This is a genomic window from Paenibacillus sp. RU5M (assembly GCF_900221055.1).
Lineage (GTDB): Bacteria > Bacillota > Bacilli > Paenibacillales > Paenibacillaceae > Paenibacillus > Paenibacillus marchantiae.
The window spans coordinates 126490-141578 of the sequence record NZ_OBQM01000003.1 but is presented as its reverse complement, the minus strand read 5'-3'; the positions used below and the strand labels follow the sequence as shown (position 1 = coordinate 141578).

The window sequence follows — 15089 nt, the reverse complement described above, 5'->3', positions numbered from 1 at the left end:
TTCTATGTAGAAATGCATTAGTGTTGGTCTGCGATTACAAAATCTTCTCTTTTACGTTCAATATATTCCGCAATTTCGCTGATGGATTCCTGATACCAACGATTGATTGCTTGTAACGTTGCTGTTGCGTTATAGGCGATGGGTGTAAAGGACTGACTTTCGCTGGTAGATATATGTGTCTGAAACATCTGAATCGAAGCCTGGGCATCATTCGAGAAGCCACTTAAACTTAGCCTCATCTCCCTAGCAGCCTGCGCTAACTTTTCCGGTGTTAATTGAATCTTGCCCCCGCCTTTACCACTAACCATTCCTGTAGCTGCTGCGATCAACGGAGGAACAATACCTGTCATCAAGTTGGAGAAGGTGGCTAATGCCTCCTGATGGGCCGTCCACCTTGGAGAAATATCAAGAGTTTCACCTGTGCTCCGGTCTATTAGCGGTCCTTTTAGATTTCCATTCTCATCAAACTCATATTGATCTATGGAATGATACCCCTTGCCTTCGTCCTTCGAGAATGAATCAAAAAATCTCATAATATCACCAACATGAAGCTTGTCCAGATCGACACCTATTCTTACGTCATGAACTAATATGGGTGATCCTGCGCCCAGAGGCTGAAAAGGAACCTTTAACTGAAACTGAACTTTCCAATTCTGATACATCGCATTAGCGGTGTCAAAGTCCTGACCCTTATACACGGTACTTCCTACGTGCCTGTCATATTCACTTATTCCCCCAGCCCCTACAGAATCATTGGGATGAACCACGTTAACCATTTTGTTATCAAAATGACCCTCATTCACCTTGGACAAACTGACATCATCCAGCAGATTCGTTACACTAGGAGCACTATACGTCATCCCAGACACATCCTGACGAGCAGCTACATATTGAGCCAAACCGCCACCCAGGGAATGACCTGTCAATGAAATGTCTGAATCCGGGTACGCCACCTTCACCGCCTCATACAATTCCTCAGCCTGGTGAAACTGATTATTTTCCCAATCCATGTTATCCTTCATAAGCTTAAAGGGACTATTTTTAAATATATTATGGCGCTCTGGATCGGTTATCGCATCTTCAAGCCTTCTGGTTCTGCCACCTACGACATCGAAGGCATCTGTCTTCCAATCTGCAAGTTTATCCAAAAAGTTCCCCTGTGGCTCGGTTCCGCGATAACCAATGACAATCTGGTCCGTTAAATCATTCTTTAATACAACAGCATCGAAACCGGACCTTCTATGTAATTTGGCGCCTTCAGGCTCAACGACTTGCCAATTTGCCGAATCCAGCGTATCTGGATAGTCCCCTTCCTTCAAATCAAGATACGCCAATTCCGAAATATCTTTATACGTTTTATCAGAGATATAAGTGTCCATAGCTCTCCTTTTTGTTACTGTTCTAAATAGATATTCGTATTATGTGTTCATGCGGAGTTTAATTTTTCTTTTGTTTAAGCAGTTCTTTGGGGACAATGGCTGTTTGGACTTTAAACGTATCATAATCAATAAGAATAGATATTTCCGTTTCTTTGTCGTCTTGCACATGTCCGCTTAGACTAACATTGTGACTCAGATCTTTTGGCATGAACTTATGATCTGTAAACTCAACTTCCGTATTGTATTGATCTATAAAATACTGTTGACCAACTTGCGTGGCCTGCTCAATGATTTCGTCTTGATTGGGCATAGAATTGCATCCTCCAAGGAAAAGTAATAAAAGTATAGATATCATAGACATACATTTAAGCTTTTTAAAAATATTATTCACCCCCTATTTATGTGAACTTATTCCAAAAGAAGTAGAATCATTATAGTGTATCTTCGGTGTAACGTGTATATAACAACTAAAAAATGAGCAAAAAGTCTTTATCCCTTTTGGGCCATAGCAGCAGGCTCATTTAAATACCTAGGCAGTTGCTACCAGAAATAAATCCCACTTTTGCGTGTATACGTGAGGGAACAAATCCAGCTTTATCCTAAGGAAGTTATTAGGCAGTAACTTTTCACATGATTCACTCCACCCATAAGGATACCCATATAAAAATACTGAACAACACTACTGGCATAAGCGCCCCAGTGGCTAACATGATCCAAAGTGTTACTGGCCTTACATTCAGGAAGTATTGATCAAACCAGTGAAATCGTTCCTTCCGCCATTTGGCAAACTTGATTTGCCTGATCATACGCTTCAACATTTTCTGCCGCTGCTTTCCTTCTTCCACTTCTTCCAGCGTACGTCGCAACTCGTCATACAAACGCGCCTCTTCCTGCTCAGCCAGTGTGGTTGTCGTCATTCTGCATCCCCTCCTTTACCTAATTAACACGGAAAGGCGTCCAAAGTTTGGAATTATATAGAGAATTGAACTTAAGATTGCTCACGTTCCTCAATCATCTTCGCCAACTCCTGATCTGAAGTTTTTAATAACGGACCGTTCCCTCAAAAAAAAGTCCGGAGCGAGCTATCTCTCCTAATGTAGACAGCAAAAAGCGATCCTCTTCCATGACCAGTGTCAAGTTGGAGAACCGCTATAATGTACTGTTTAATACTACCTATACAGGTTAAACATCGCAGTGTGTTACACCGACAAGATTAACCCACGTTTTCGATTAATGTGTTCAAACAAACCGCACCCTGCGCACGTACATTAACCACAATAATTGGCGTATCCAACATGCCGTGCATCCAGGACATATAATCCTCAACCTTTTCGTTGGGAAGAATCGTCAGAATGACCCCTGCAAATCCACCGCCGTGTATACGGCAAGCGCCATCACCCAGCTTTTGCAGATAATTTTCAGTTAACGCCAGTGCGATACCAATCTCCTGTTCCTTCACCGAGCCGCTCTGGTATACATTCTGGAGCCACTTCCAGGAAGAATTCCCGGATGCCGTAATCAGATTCAGGAAATCAGCAAAACGCCCATCCCGTAAGGCCTGTACCTGACCGTCCACCCGATTGTTTTCCTCCAAGAAATGCAGCGCACGCAGTACCGCACGATCCCCCGCTGCTTCACGTACCTGTTTGAGATTGGCATACATCGCCTCGGCCGTAATTTCTCGGACATACTCGCTGCCCAGCGCTTTAGCAACCGCTCTCATCTCATAAGGAACTGCAGCATAGTCCTCAGTCAGATCCGCGTGATTCCCACCTGTGTTTACAATGACCAATGAGTAGCCGTTTTGTTGGAAATCCCATTGTACAGGCTCAATTACAGGCTCGGCCGGATTCTCAAAATCAATCGCAATCAGCCCACCGTAGGCACAAGCCATCTGATCCAGCAGACCGGATGGTTTATTCCAATAGTTGTTCTCCGCATACTGACCAATCTTGGACATAACCACCACATCCAGTGATCCATCATTGTAGAAATGATTCAGAATCGTACAAATCAGCATCTCGAACGATGCCGACGAGCTCAGCCCGGACGCCGAGAACACGTTACTGGAGATGTACGCCTGGAAGCCGCCCACTTTGTATCCGAACTGCCCAAATCCCGCAGCCATACCACGGATCAACGCCGTAGTGCCGTCGTCCTCAGCCTTCGGTGCCAAATCTGTGAGATCGATTACATATTTCTGTTCATAGCCTTCTGAATAAAAGGTAATTACCGAATCCGTCGTTGGCGCAGCCACCGCTATCGTATCCAGCGTAATACTTCCCGCGAGCACCTTGCCATGATTATGATCCGTGTGGTTGCCACCAATTTCGCTACGTCCAGCCGCGCTGAACAATTTGCTGCCCTCTTGTACGCCAAAATACTGTTCGAATGATTCATTGAGCTTTGTATAACGTGCTGTCTGTTCTTCTAGTTGCTGCTGACCATACATTTGGGCAAGCAGCGCTTGGCCTGAAGTGGACTGGATCAGTTCCAGTGGTTGAGTATTCATTGATAATCCTCCTATGGATATGCAGCATTTATTTTTCAATTGTGGGTGCATGATGGACGATATAGGGATTAATTCATGCCCGTTTACTCTCCCATTATCTCAGCTTCATTTCCGAAAAGGTAGGGTAGAATTGAAAGTTTGTAAGCGTTTTTTGAAGACATTTTATCTTACTTCAACAGGTTTAACTTCAATCTGATCAACGATAAATTCGTTGTCGGCTTTATCGAAGGTATACGTGATATTGAAGTCACACACATATGTAGGAGATATACCAACAGAGCCGGGAAGACTTAATTTTATTTTGTGATTATCCAATGTATAAATAACAACACCGCCGAAAGCAAGCTCATCTTGATGGTAGTCTGGTGCCGGATCATAATCATAATTGAAGTTTTTTTCTTGCCCTTGTGAATTCACTGTAATAGCTAATGTACCATCATCATTTTTAGATATACGCGATTCAATATGCTCAGCAACAATATCCTCATAACGCTGTATTTTAATTTCAGATAAGTTATCGGAGTTAACGACATGAATTTCATAGTTATCCAAGCCTGTCCCTCGACCAGTCTGAATGATTATTACAGCCTCTTCCTTACCATCACCGGTAAGATCGGTATAAAATAACTGCGGCTTCGTTCCCGAATGATGAGAAATGCTCCAATCAAAATCTTTTGTGCGCCCATTTATATCTAGAGTTACTCTTTCAATTGCATCTTTCGTTTCTTTAATTGCATAAAGTTTTACTTGTTCATCCTTAGAAGATCCGATTAATTTCAATTTTGAATTTGTTTCTGATTAACAAAAATTAATCCAATGAATTTAACCGAATGGTTACCTTCCTCGTTTCACGATCATTAAAATCAAACCAGTCTTTAAGTACGTTATATTCACTTGTTTCTAATGCTGCTGTTTCAATCGTGAAATGGTTATTGTCTATCCATTCATAAGAGATGATGGGCCAGGTTGGTTTCAACATGAATGTTTCTTCAAATTCAGTTGATGCATATGGGATGATTTCTAATTTTTTGAGATCCACGGCAACAAGGATATGTCTCTTGACCAGACCGCCTTCATCATAAGCATATCGAATCAACACCTGCTGATAGTCAGAGGAAAGTTTATAATCTTGTAAAATGCCCTCAGGCATCGGCAAGCTATGGGTCTCTCTACCATCAATTTTCACCAAAAGGGTAGAACAAACTTTGATTCCACAGCCATACTTTAGCATCGAATATGTTTCCGAAGAAGGCACCTCCAATACCTCCAATTGTGTACGATCTATTTCAGTTTGGAAGTCCAATTCGTTCATCAGGTAGCGCTTATACTCTGGGACGTCGTTAAGAGGTAATTGTAGGGCTGCTTCTTCATTCATGATTTCAATGATATTGGGTAATGAAGATGCTTGGTTATGCATGCCTGTGGAGTTGAAGTCGTTTCCTATTTTCGTCTGATATTCGGAAGATTCCAACCTATCAAACCATATTATAATTACCGCTGAAGTAACGAGTACTATAACTAGTAGCAAAAAGAATATTTTCTTTTTCATAGCACTCCTCCTTCGTGCATGGTTTCGATCCAGAACCAAATGGATTATACTACAAAGATATCCATTTTTGGTGTCAGATCGGTTTCAATGTTATTTTCATGAGATAACCCACTATTCAGGTTAAGAGGTGAATCTATGAACGTTATTTTAAACAAACAACCAGATAAACGTCGTATAAACGTAGCGATGCTTATGTATCTCGTACTAATGATTTTATTTTATGGCATTTATGTTTCCTTGGAATCGGATCGGATAGCTCAATCACAACAGTGGACTTCCGGTGGTTCCATAAGCGACCAAGCGATCGAGTCAATGAGTCAACTGGGAAGATGGACGTCAATTACTGAATTACTGTTTCTAGTTCTTTTCATACTGGTGATGATTATCATGATTACGCGGTACCGAAGAAATGTAGGAAGATTACTCCCTTTTGCCTTATGGAATGTCGCTTTGTTTGTTGGGGTTGGCGCGGTCAGTTTGGCTGGTTCACAGGTCACGTCAATGTCCGTTGGCAACCTGGCACAACCTATATTCGTACCTGCCTTTCTATTGGTAGCGTTGTTCATATATGTGACTTGGGGATTAATGAAACGTGGATAACGTGTGTGAGGCGATTATAAACGTTCAAAAACTTTGGTTGTTTTCTCCATAGATATCTGGATTGCAGCGAAAGTTTTTTACAACTTACCATAGAAGCGTATCGATAAATGTGCTTAAACGTATCACAAATTCTCTCCTTGACTGTTACGTCAGGTCATACTTGATAATAAACTCAAGTTCACCTAAAGGAGAGATTAATGATGAAGATTACCGCGTTACGCTCAGATAAAATCTATAAAGAGATCATCAAGGCTGCACCTGATGACAAATTGGAGTTATACCGCGAGCGAATGATGAGTCCATTCATGAACAAATGGAACATTCAACAGATTCCGTTTCGCTCTCATGAGCCTCACGGCTTCGACGTGATCATGATGAATAACTTTATGAATATCGCTCCCGCAGATATCACACCTGAGATTAACGAATCGTTAGCAGCGATTTCGTCTGAAGCATTTTGGCAACAGTGTCATGAAGCTGTTCGTACAAGTCTATCCACCTTTACAGATCAAGGGATTGACCTGTCGGTCTCCGAATATCTATACACGATTTTATTAGGCGATAAGAACAGTCCTTCACTCACCATGAACAAAGGCATCAGTGGAGATGGTGGAATCCCGGGTTATATTATTGCGAACCTGATTCCGAGTAGATATACTCTACCTCGTATGCAATCCGTGTTAGCCCATGAATGCAATCATAACGTGAGATATCAATATATCCAGTGGAATCCACAGATCACGCTTGGCGAGATGGTTGTTAGCGAGGGGTTGGCCGAGAGCTTTGCGACATCCCTGTATGGAGAAGAGTTGCTAGGCCCCTGGGTAGCCAAAACAGATATGGAGACTTTGAATAACGTTATCAAACCGAAGATGAAAGATCAGCTGCATGTCACTGGTTTTGACCAGATTAATCCCTATCTATACGGCGATGAACTTTCCATCATGCAAAACTTCACGCCCGTAGGTATGCCCTATGCGGCTGGCTATGCCTGCGGTTATCACTTAATCCAATATTATCTGACCAAAACAGGTACACCGATTACCAAAGCAACCATCACTCCGGCAAGTGTCATCCTTGCTGAAACAAAGGACTTTTGGAATGAAAACACCCTATTTCACCGTTAAAGATATCATTCAGATTACAGGCATTACCAAACGCGCATTACATTATTACGATAAAACGGATCTATTGAAACCGAGTAAAGTCGAGGACAATGGCTATCGGTATTACGATCAAGAGGCACTGGGGAATCTGCAGATGATTCTATTGTTTAAAGAAATGAATTTCTCATTAAAAGACATTGCAGCCATGATGCAACTCTCCAAAGAAGAACAGAAAGATATCCTAAGAGAGCACCGCAGTAAACTCGTTCAACGAAAACAAAAGCTTGAAACCATCATCGACCAATTGGACGAGTATGTAAATGGGACGATTATCTCTCATCTTCATCTGTTTGACGACTCTTCCATTCTGTCCATTCAAGAGCAATATGAATCCGAGGCGAAGTTTGTATATGGAGACACCGAGAAATATCAGGAATTTGAAGCCAATGTGAACCAACTGTCTGCGGAAGAGCAAGAAAAAGCCTACCAGCAGTTCTCGGTCAACATGGAGCAGGTATTTCATGCGTTGGCGAGACATCAGGATCTGTCCCCTGCTTCTGGTGCGGTGCAAGCGTTAGTGCGTGAATGGAAGAGTTGTTTGGAACAGTTCATGGTCTGTAATGCAGAGATTCTGAGGTGCATCGCAGAAGCCTATACGACAGATCGTCGCTATGCGGGTTATTTTGATCAGTTTGGTGATGAGGATTTTTTGAGGTTTTTGTATCAAGCGATTATGGTTTATGTGGAGGGTGGGGAAAAGTGATTTTGTGTGAAGTGAGAAAACATCACTAAAAGAATTAAATGTATGAACTAGGCTCAGGAGGTAACTTGATGCAAATGTTTCTTCATATGGCTATACACTTGATTACAGGCGGAACGATTCTATTACTTTTTCTAAATAAGCGGTTATTTCTTACTAAAGACTATATAATTACTATTGTTTTGGGTTGTATTATTGCTATCACTCCTGACATCACTAAGTACTTTGGTGATATATTGTTACATTCTCTTGCTATGGTTCCCTTAATTGGAGCTGCATATGGCTGGATCATCTATAAAACCTTAAACGTTCGATTCTTCTGGGCATGGATAAGTACGATGGCCACATTATTCATCGGGCATCTTCTTATAGACCTTCTTGGTAATGGAATTAATTTGTTCTATCCTTTTACGAACCAAGAACAGAATTTCGCGATCTTGGGATCAAATAATGAACTCATCATTTCTGCTTTGTTAACCATCGCCACTACAATCACATTAATTTATAAAAAGGTTAAACCCATTGCAATAGTTTCAATAGTACTAGCGGCTTCATTTGTTGTAAGCTTAGGAATTTCTAATGCAATAATAAGTTATTCTTTGCAACAAACTTATTCCTATAAAGATCCTCAATATATTATCGTCTATCCAGATAACACCCCCTATCACTGGAACTATTACGTAAGAATTGATGAACTCACTATTATTTCCGGCAAGGGGAGCTATTTCACAGTGACAAAATAACTAAAACAATTATTATTATTGAAAATCTCAAGACTCAATTTGAAGGGCTAAATGTAATCAAAAAAAGCTGTAGCGGTCCAAATTGGAATCGCCGCAGCTTCTTCTCTACTTCCCTGTCCCCCGCTCAAAATACGCATGCAAACGATACTGACAAATCTCCTTTGTCCAACGATACAGTAACGCCTTTTCCTCCGCATCCTGCACTTTTACATTCAGCCAGAACACGCCATCCTCGAATCGTGTCATGCTCCCCTTCGCCCCGCTCCACATTGACATCGGCATGTCGATAATCAGTTTCTCAATCCGCGTTGCCGTCTTCTCGTTCCATCCCCAGAGCACTAGCTTGTCCTTGTCCGAAAAGTCCTTCCGTTTCCGGTACTCCTTCTCCGTCAGGTACGTATGGAAGAACCTTGCTATCTCCCCCGGTGTGATCGGGTCCATCCAGTGCGCTTCGCCTCGCTCCAACATGTATAGCAGCACGATCATTTTGTAGCTTTTGTTCATAACTGTCTTCTCCACATCACGCAGCCAAGCCTCATGCCGGACGTACATCTCTCCCTCATATGGGGTCAGCAGTTCTGCCCAATACAGAAACCCAACATAGGAACCGAATTCGCTCCGATACCCGATACTCTTCGAACGCCCCATCAGATGCAGCTCCAGATAAGTCGGAATACGCCCCAACTCTCGTTTCACATCCAGAAAATCCTGATGAAGCTTCTCGCGGCGCGGCAGCCGTTTGCGGCTTAGTTCCTGAAGCAGGTTCGCCACCCTCGTCTCCAGATGAATTCCACAGTTAGCCGGAACTTCCGACACAGCCGAATCTCGGTCTTTCCCGGTTTCCCCCAGCTCCCAGCGCACATCCAGCAAACTCAGCTTCACATCCGCATTGCGGTAATTCCCGATCAGGTCGATGATGACACAATGCGATTTGCCCTCAGCCAGCCGCAGACCGCGCCCTACCTGCTGTGTAAACACCGTGAGCGACTCGGTTGGACGCACGAACAATAGCGTATCCACACGTGGAATATCTGTCCCTTCGTTGAACAGATCCACCGTCAGCACAACCTCCAGATCACCCGTATCAAGCTGTCGAATGGCTTCCTCCCGCGACATCTCCGATGTACGTGAATGCAGAGAAAGTACCTTCACGCCCTGACTTCGGAAATACGCAGCCAAATAATCCGCCTGCCGGATCGACGAGCAAAAGCCAATCGTTCTCGTCTGCTTGTGCCGGGCCCAGGCCGCATAGATCGTCTCTACATGCTCCTCTTGCAATTGAACGGCCATGAGCTGTTCTTCATCATACTTTGTGCCGATCCAGCGAATCTGCGAATAGTCTGTATCGTCGAATACCCCGTAATATTGAAATGGCGCCAGCCAACCTCGCCGGATCGCTTCGATAAAATGCATCTGGTACGCCACATTCCCATCACAGAGCGCATACACATCCTTGCCATCCAGCCGATCCGGGGTCGCTGTGATGCCCAACATGAACCTCGGCTGAAAATGTTTAATCACCAACATATACGTCTTCGCCGCCGCATGATGGAATTCGTCCACCACGATCAGATCAAATGCATTGACGGCAAACACATCCCGGTGCTTCTGCATACTCAGCGTAAAGATCGAAGCATACACACAATCCGCGGTTCCATCCTTATACTGCCCGTTGTAGATCCCATGACTGCGCTCCGGCATGATCCGTTGAAAAGACTTCTTTGCCTGGAACAAAATCTCTTCCCGATGCGCGACAAACAACACCCGCTTGAACCACTGCGCGAAGAAGCCCGCCAGATACGTTTTGCCAAGCCCGGTCGCCATGATGACCATCGCCTTGTCGTACTGCTCCTCCATCGTGCCATGGAGTGCTTCAAGCGCATCCAACTGCGCAAAGCGCGGCTGGATCGGGGCAAGCGACAGCTCGGCGGCTTCTTCCTCTTTGTCCTCAGGTAGACCTGTGCCAAAATCCGCTTCTTCCATCTCCGTGATCCGCTGGATCATCTCCGGGTTCTTCTGGTGATACTTTCGGTACTCTTCCTCATACAGCGCAATCGAATCCGGGTTCACCGGCAAGGTTGTCTCGTGGTAGAAGCTCTGCATGAATTTGTCCAAAGCCATCTGGAACGTATACGGCTCCACTTCCGCATTCATCGCCAGATTCCATTCATACCCCGTCTTGAGCGCCGTGAACGAAAAGTTAGACGAGCCGACAATCAGCAGTCCTTCCCCGTTGTCATGATCGAACAGATACGCTTTCGGGTGAAAAGAAGTACCCATACTTCGCCACAGCCGTGTCTCAATTCGGGGATCAACCTCACACAGCGCCCGCAATCCTTCTGGCTGTGTTATGTACAGATAATCTCCCGCGAGCATCCGCACCTCGGCCCCACGCTCGGCCGCCCGCTTTAAGTGCGGGGCCAGCAGTTTCACCCCGGACTGCATAATAAAGGACGTCATAATATAAATCCCGGATGCATGCTGCATCCGGGCAATCAGTTCGTCTGCCAAGTTATCTGTAATGAGTTTAACGTTAAGCTTCGTCGACATCGATCAGATACACTCTCTCCTGGAATCCACCGCGTGCCTCAGCCTTGTCCGCCCGTAGCTTATCCAATTGCGCCGCATTCGCTCCATGCACCTCTGCCAGCGCCCGGATGACCTCCAGCATGTCGGCTAGTTCTTCCAAAGCTTCCTGATCACTCGCTGCATTTACGTACTCATCCGATTCTTCTTGCAACTTCGTTCTTAACTCTTGCTTATACTCCTCGGGGTCCAGAATACGTGTGCGGCATTCCTTGCCACTGGATGTGATAATATGCGGAATCTTGTCCCGCACCAATTTGTTGTATGTAGGCATGTGGTATAACATCCTTTCTGCTTTGGAGGTTTTCCAGCTTTGCGCCAGAATCTCCCTTTTTGCCATTATACCATTTGCCATGGAGAGCGATGGGTTGATTTTGTAAAGTGGTTGGATTGGAATGAGGAGTTAAAATAGCCCATGACTACTCGTATTCGAGTTGAAATGGGCGTTCGGTAATTCGTAATGTCTAATTTTTCTGCATCAAACTCTGGTTCAGAAAGATTCTAAGCCAACAGTTTTGAGACAATAACATTCGTATCCATCATTTCTTTATCAATCTCGACCAAGCAAGTGTCATCATCCATAGCTGGTTCATAACCGATTCTAACCTTCTCAATTGCATACTTGTTCTTAATATCAAGAATATACTCTATTAACTTCTGAGCTTTTAACGTTGTCTCTGAATTTTCTCCGCTGAACAACTCCTCTTCAGGAAAATTAATTACAATATCTCCAGATTCCTCATCGAATGAAAATACAATCATCACGTCGTTAAAGGTATGACCCAGGTTAAGCTGAGACAATAATACATTTCCTGTTCCCTTAGGAGAAAGAACCTCTTCAAGGCTCTCTATTTGCTGAAATTCAAGATCGTTTTCACAACGGTTATCATAAAAGTGAGAACTTTTGATCCGATCTGCCTGAATGTTCAAATCATTCTTAATGAATTGATCCAGATTATTTTTGTTAAAATCAATTAAAATGATTTCTAAACTTTGCACAATACAGACCCTCTTACATCAGGTAATTCTTCATATCACATTAATTCGGTATTGTAGGCGGATGTAGTTGCTTATGTTCCAACCCAAACCATTGCTCAATATGATTACATAACAATGGAATGTCTTGAATGGCTTGCTCACAGATTTCTTTATATGAATCTTGAAGCACTTCCTCAAGTTCCAAATTCACTTGATATGCCTCAGTTTGTTTAGCATGGTGCACATCCGCTGGCTCAATGACATAATTTTGATTTTTGGTTAAAGGACTTACATAGATCATCCACTCAAGGTTTCCCTTAAAGTGCTGAATACAATGCTTTAATTCCTCGTAAAGCTGATCAGCGTTATGGAATCTAAAATAAAAACCCGCAGGTTTCTCATATATCCGATTCGGATTATACATCTCTGTTCTATTCCATTCATACGAACCTAATTTGGCCAAGGTATACGCCATAAGTTCCGGCATAAGCACCTCTTCTTTACTTTTCATGTAAATACTTTTTGACACTTTATCCACCTCATTTGAGAGTACGTTTACTTACTACAATATCACCATTGTTCTGTCTACTCACTGTATCCATGTATTCCTTTACAGGAACGGGATCACTAGTCAGACGAGGATCATATATATATTTGCCATCAGAATATACAGTATGGTAAACGTATGATTTCATCTCCCCATACTCTTTAACTTGGATATCCTTTAATTCTGTCCTCGATTTAATCGTGAAAATCTCGCCTCTCCCACCTGCCGCATGAGCTAAATCATCTGCAATTTCCGAACAATCGTACGCTAGCTCTTTTTTGTAAAATTTCGACTTCGATTCCATCGTATTTAGAACTGCCGAATTCCCTATTACAGTAGTCGATTCCTTGGTTAATTTAGTTCCATGTTCAGGCGTGGGACTTTTATTAGAAGAAGTCCTCTCTCTCACACCATCTAACCTAGATTTTGATAGAACTGATCCATCTTTCGGAACCTTATAACCCCTATTATACGTTCCTGTAAAAGCCAACACGAGCTTAGCAGTCTGTAAACCTCCAATAGAAACTGCTGCTTGCCATGCAGGTATGGATTCTCCAGTTACGGGATGATGACCTTCCTTAAATGCGCTGATCTGTTCATCATATATATCTCCCCCACTAGACACCGGTTGCTTAGGCCCAGCCCTCATTTCCTCATAGGTACCACCCTGTTCCCAATACTTAACAAACTCCTTTTGCCCTGGCATCCCATCCTCTGCTTCACTGGCAGGCATGTTAACTCCAAACAAAGGGTTATATACCATTCGTCGTTGTTCTTCTGTGTTACTTATATTATGGTTCATCATTGTATGGACAGCAATCTGTCCAGCAACGGCTCCCAAGCTCACCTGTTCCTGATCTGCTTGTTCGAATCTCTCAGCAATCGCGAACAGATCTTGGGATGACTTAACCATACTTTCCAGTGCTCGATCAAGTACTGAACGTGACTGCTGAAAATCATAGAAAAATCGTTCTTGTGTTGCTCCCGCCCACTGAGACTGGATGAATCCGATCCGTGCGGTCAGGTCATTACGTATACCCTCCAACTGTTGCCTACCCTGCTCGATCTGTCTGGATACATACAACAGTTGCTCTGGTGTCACTTTAATTGTACTCATATCATTCTCCGCGTTTGAAATAGGATTTTACCATGTTAGCAGAAGCTTGATGTATATACATCCTTCTAACATCCTAATCTTTCCTTTCTCACCATAACAATATTTCCAACAACGTACTTCATAGGTCCTAATTCAAAGGAAATCTTCTTAATCTCTTGATTTAATAGAAAATAATTAACAAACACACCAACGGGCACGCCGTTAACAATGCCGCTGTAAAACTGATCTGTGCCGCGACTCGTCCTCCGGTAAACTCTTGCCGTGAAAAGAACATCCAGATCGAGAGGTACGTAGCGCCTAGTGGAAATGAAATTATCCCTTTAAACGTACTCGGTTCCATATACCCATGCATCATGCTTTTGCCGATTAGGATTAAAGTAACCAATTCCAATATAGATAATATAAAAAACGCGATAGCAATCGCTCTTTTCAAAATGTACACCTACTTTCCAGACGCAAAGCAAAGAGTATCCTTTGTATTCTCTGCATCATATATCCTTTATTTGGATGATGTCATCTTGTAAGCGTAACATAGATAAATCAAACATTTAACCCAAATGATCAATTAAAAAAAACATCTTACTTTGATGAATCATCCTCCAATCGAGTGGCTAACTCCTCCAATATCTCTTCTGTTCGTTGAAGAAGCTTTTCGATGTTATCCAGTTCTATTGGCCGGTCATGTGGGTAATCTGCTAGGGAAGACATATGTTGTATCGTGCCGATGAACAAAGCGGTATCCAATCCGGGTTCAGTGTCCGTATGCACTAAAGGCAAGATTTCGTTCATGGTGAGTTCCTTGGGTGGATTAACTAAATGATACTTATGGATATAAAGCGCCTTAATCATAGAGGATAGAGCCCAATCACATAGAATTAGGCAGGCTTTAAACTGATTGTGATTACACATGATGGCGGCAAGTTTGAGATGATACTTAGCATGTTGGTGGTAGGCCATTATTGTGGTACGTAGCATGTGGTAAGCAGGAGTATGTTTGGAACTAGGTTGTGTGGAGATATCATGGTCTTGCGAACGTAAGGTAAAATCTACTTGGTGATTACAATGTGCTTCGGTAATGGACCAATTTCTTGCCATTATCATCCCTCCAAAGAGTTAATACCAATATTATACATTAAATAAATATTCAAAGATATAATTTTATTAAAATATACGATTTAAATACTCATGTTTAGCCCCCAAAATCTTGTCTAC

At 43.0% G+C, this 15089-nt stretch carries 17 protein-coding genes; 4 read left to right on the top strand and 13 right to left on the bottom strand.

Translation table 11 applies throughout. The features are described 5' to 3' along the window. Positions 1-17 precede the first annotated feature (17 nt). From CRO25_RS11280 to CRO25_RS11255, 6 genes are all read right to left on the bottom strand, one after another. Positions 18-1379 (bottom strand): hypothetical protein, encoded by a 1362-nt coding sequence (locus CRO25_RS11280; protein ID WP_079695039.1) that lies wholly within the window; start codon positions 1377-1379, stop codon positions 18-20. Between the two features lie 58 nt (positions 1380-1437). Beyond that, positions 1438-1689 (bottom strand): hypothetical protein, encoded by a 252-nt coding sequence (locus tag CRO25_RS11275; RefSeq protein ID WP_079695038.1) that lies wholly within the window; start codon positions 1687-1689, stop codon positions 1438-1440. A gap of 325 nt (positions 1690-2014) precedes the next feature. Then, complete coding sequence (locus CRO25_RS11270; RefSeq protein ID WP_079695037.1) at positions 2015-2296, bottom strand: hypothetical protein; 282 nt, start codon at positions 2294-2296, stop codon at positions 2015-2017. 296 nt (positions 2297-2592) lie between these two features. Next, the gene (locus tag CRO25_RS11265) at positions 2593-3891 is read right to left on the bottom strand and encodes a galactokinase family protein (RefSeq protein ID WP_079695036.1); all 1299 of its coding nucleotides are present in this window, start codon (positions 3889-3891) and stop codon (positions 2593-2595) included. A 162-nt stretch (positions 3892-4053) separates the two neighbouring features. Continuing rightward, positions 4054-4671, bottom strand: a complete 618-nt coding sequence (locus CRO25_RS11260) for a hypothetical protein (protein ID WP_079695035.1) — start codon at positions 4669-4671, stop codon at positions 4054-4056. 28 nt (positions 4672-4699) lie between these two features. Beyond that, complete coding sequence (locus CRO25_RS11255) at positions 4700-5440, bottom strand: hypothetical protein (protein WP_079695034.1); 741 nt, start codon at positions 5438-5440, stop codon at positions 4700-4702. A gap of 135 nt (positions 5441-5575) precedes the next feature. Here CRO25_RS11255 and CRO25_RS11250 point away from each other — a divergent pair, with 135 nt between their 5' ends. The 4 genes from CRO25_RS11250 to CRO25_RS11235 all read left to right on the top strand — a co-directional run bounded on the left by CRO25_RS11250 (position 5576) and on the right by CRO25_RS11235 (position 8649). Then, positions 5576-6040: a hypothetical protein gene (locus tag CRO25_RS11250; protein ID WP_079695033.1), complete on the top strand. Its 465-nt coding sequence runs from the start codon at positions 5576-5578 to the stop codon at positions 6038-6040. Positions 6041-6240: 200 nt separating this feature from the next. Further along, positions 6241-7167 carry a DUF2268 domain-containing protein gene (locus CRO25_RS11245; protein ID WP_079695032.1) on the top strand — a complete coding sequence of 309 codons (927 nt, stop codon included), beginning with the start codon at positions 6241-6243 and terminating at the stop codon, positions 7165-7167. Beyond that, positions 7142-7909: a MerR family transcriptional regulator gene (locus CRO25_RS11240; RefSeq protein ID WP_079695031.1), complete on the top strand. Its 768-nt coding sequence runs from the start codon at positions 7142-7144 to the stop codon at positions 7907-7909. Before CRO25_RS11245 ends, CRO25_RS11240 begins: the two co-directional genes overlap by 26 nt. 68 nt (positions 7910-7977) lie before the next feature. Next, complete coding sequence (locus tag CRO25_RS11235) at positions 7978-8649, top strand: metal-dependent hydrolase (RefSeq protein WP_079695030.1); 672 nt, start codon at positions 7978-7980, stop codon at positions 8647-8649. Positions 8650-8754: 105 nt separating this feature from the next. Here CRO25_RS11235 and CRO25_RS11230 read toward each other — a convergent pair whose 3' ends face one another. The 7 genes from CRO25_RS11230 to CRO25_RS11205 form a co-directional block, all read right to left on the bottom strand. Further along, entirely contained in the window at positions 8755-11199 is a 2445-nt protein-coding gene (locus tag CRO25_RS11230) for a DEAD/DEAH box helicase family protein (protein WP_079695029.1), read from the bottom strand. Further along, positions 11183-11509, bottom strand: a complete 327-nt coding sequence (locus CRO25_RS11225; RefSeq protein ID WP_079695028.1) for a nucleoside triphosphate pyrophosphohydrolase — start codon at positions 11507-11509, stop codon at positions 11183-11185. The genes CRO25_RS11230 and CRO25_RS11225 overlap by 17 nt, the downstream gene beginning before the upstream one ends. A 227-nt stretch (positions 11510-11736) precedes the next feature. After that, complete coding sequence (locus CRO25_RS11220) at positions 11737-12234, bottom strand: hypothetical protein (protein WP_079695027.1); 498 nt, start codon at positions 12232-12234, stop codon at positions 11737-11739. 40 nt (positions 12235-12274) lie between these two features. Beyond that, positions 12275-12724 carry a hypothetical protein gene (locus CRO25_RS11215; RefSeq protein ID WP_143806533.1) on the bottom strand — a complete coding sequence of 150 codons (450 nt, stop codon included), beginning with the start codon at positions 12722-12724 and terminating at the stop codon, positions 12275-12277. 28 nt (positions 12725-12752) lie between these two features. After that, a complete protein-coding gene (locus CRO25_RS11210) occupies positions 12753-13877 on the bottom strand; it encodes a WXG100 family type VII secretion target (protein WP_051446974.1) in 1125 nt (374 codons plus the stop codon). Positions 13878-14037: 160 nt separating this feature from the next. Next, entirely contained in the window at positions 14038-14262 is a 225-nt protein-coding gene (locus CRO25_RS33325) for a hypothetical protein (protein ID WP_179800936.1), read from the bottom strand. A 194-nt stretch (positions 14263-14456) separates the two neighbouring features. Then, entirely contained in the window at positions 14457-14972 is a 516-nt protein-coding gene (locus tag CRO25_RS11205) for a HEPN domain-containing protein (RefSeq protein ID WP_179132142.1), read from the bottom strand. Between the last annotated feature and the right edge of the window lie 117 nt (positions 14973-15089).

Excerpts from the sequence above, each read along its gene's own strand:
- CRO25_RS11270 (WP_079695037.1), bottom strand. The coding sequence starts at position 2,296 with ATGACGACAACCACACTGGCTGAGCAGGAAGAGGCGCGTTTGTATGAC.
- CRO25_RS11215 (WP_143806533.1), bottom strand. The coding sequence starts at position 12,724 with ATGAAAAGTAAAGAAGAGGTGCTTATGCCGGAACTTATGGCGTATACC.
- CRO25_RS11205 (WP_179132142.1), bottom strand. The coding sequence starts at position 14,972 with ATGGCAAGAAATTGGTCCATTACCGAAGCACATTGTAATCACCAAGTA.
- CRO25_RS11225 (WP_079695028.1), bottom strand. The coding sequence starts at position 11,509 with ATGCCTACATACAACAAATTGGTGCGGGACAAGATTCCGCATATTATC.
- CRO25_RS11245 (WP_079695032.1), top strand. The coding sequence starts at position 6,241 with ATGAAGATTACCGCGTTACGCTCAGATAAAATCTATAAAGAGATCATC.
- CRO25_RS11230 (WP_079695029.1), bottom strand. The coding sequence starts at position 11,199 with ATGTCGACGAAGCTTAACGTTAAACTCATTACAGATAACTTGGCAGAC.
- CRO25_RS11255 (WP_079695034.1), bottom strand. The coding sequence starts at position 5,440 with ATGAAAAAGAAAATATTCTTTTTGCTACTAGTTATAGTACTCGTTACT.
- CRO25_RS11280 (WP_079695039.1), bottom strand. The coding sequence starts at position 1,379 with ATGGACACTTATATCTCTGATAAAACGTATAAAGATATTTCGGAATTG.
- CRO25_RS11235 (WP_079695030.1), top strand. The coding sequence starts at position 7,978 with ATGCAAATGTTTCTTCATATGGCTATACACTTGATTACAGGCGGAACG.
- CRO25_RS11210 (WP_051446974.1), bottom strand. The coding sequence starts at position 13,877 with ATGAGTACAATTAAAGTGACACCAGAGCAACTGTTGTATGTATCCAGA.
- CRO25_RS11265 (WP_079695036.1), bottom strand. The coding sequence starts at position 3,891 with ATGAATACTCAACCACTGGAACTGATCCAGTCCACTTCAGGCCAAGCG.
- CRO25_RS11275 (WP_079695038.1), bottom strand. The coding sequence starts at position 1,689 with ATGCCCAATCAAGACGAAATCATTGAGCAGGCCACGCAAGTTGGTCAA.
- CRO25_RS11240 (WP_079695031.1), top strand. The coding sequence starts at position 7,142 with ATGAAAACACCCTATTTCACCGTTAAAGATATCATTCAGATTACAGGC.
- CRO25_RS11250 (WP_079695033.1), top strand. The coding sequence starts at position 5,576 with ATGAACGTTATTTTAAACAAACAACCAGATAAACGTCGTATAAACGTA.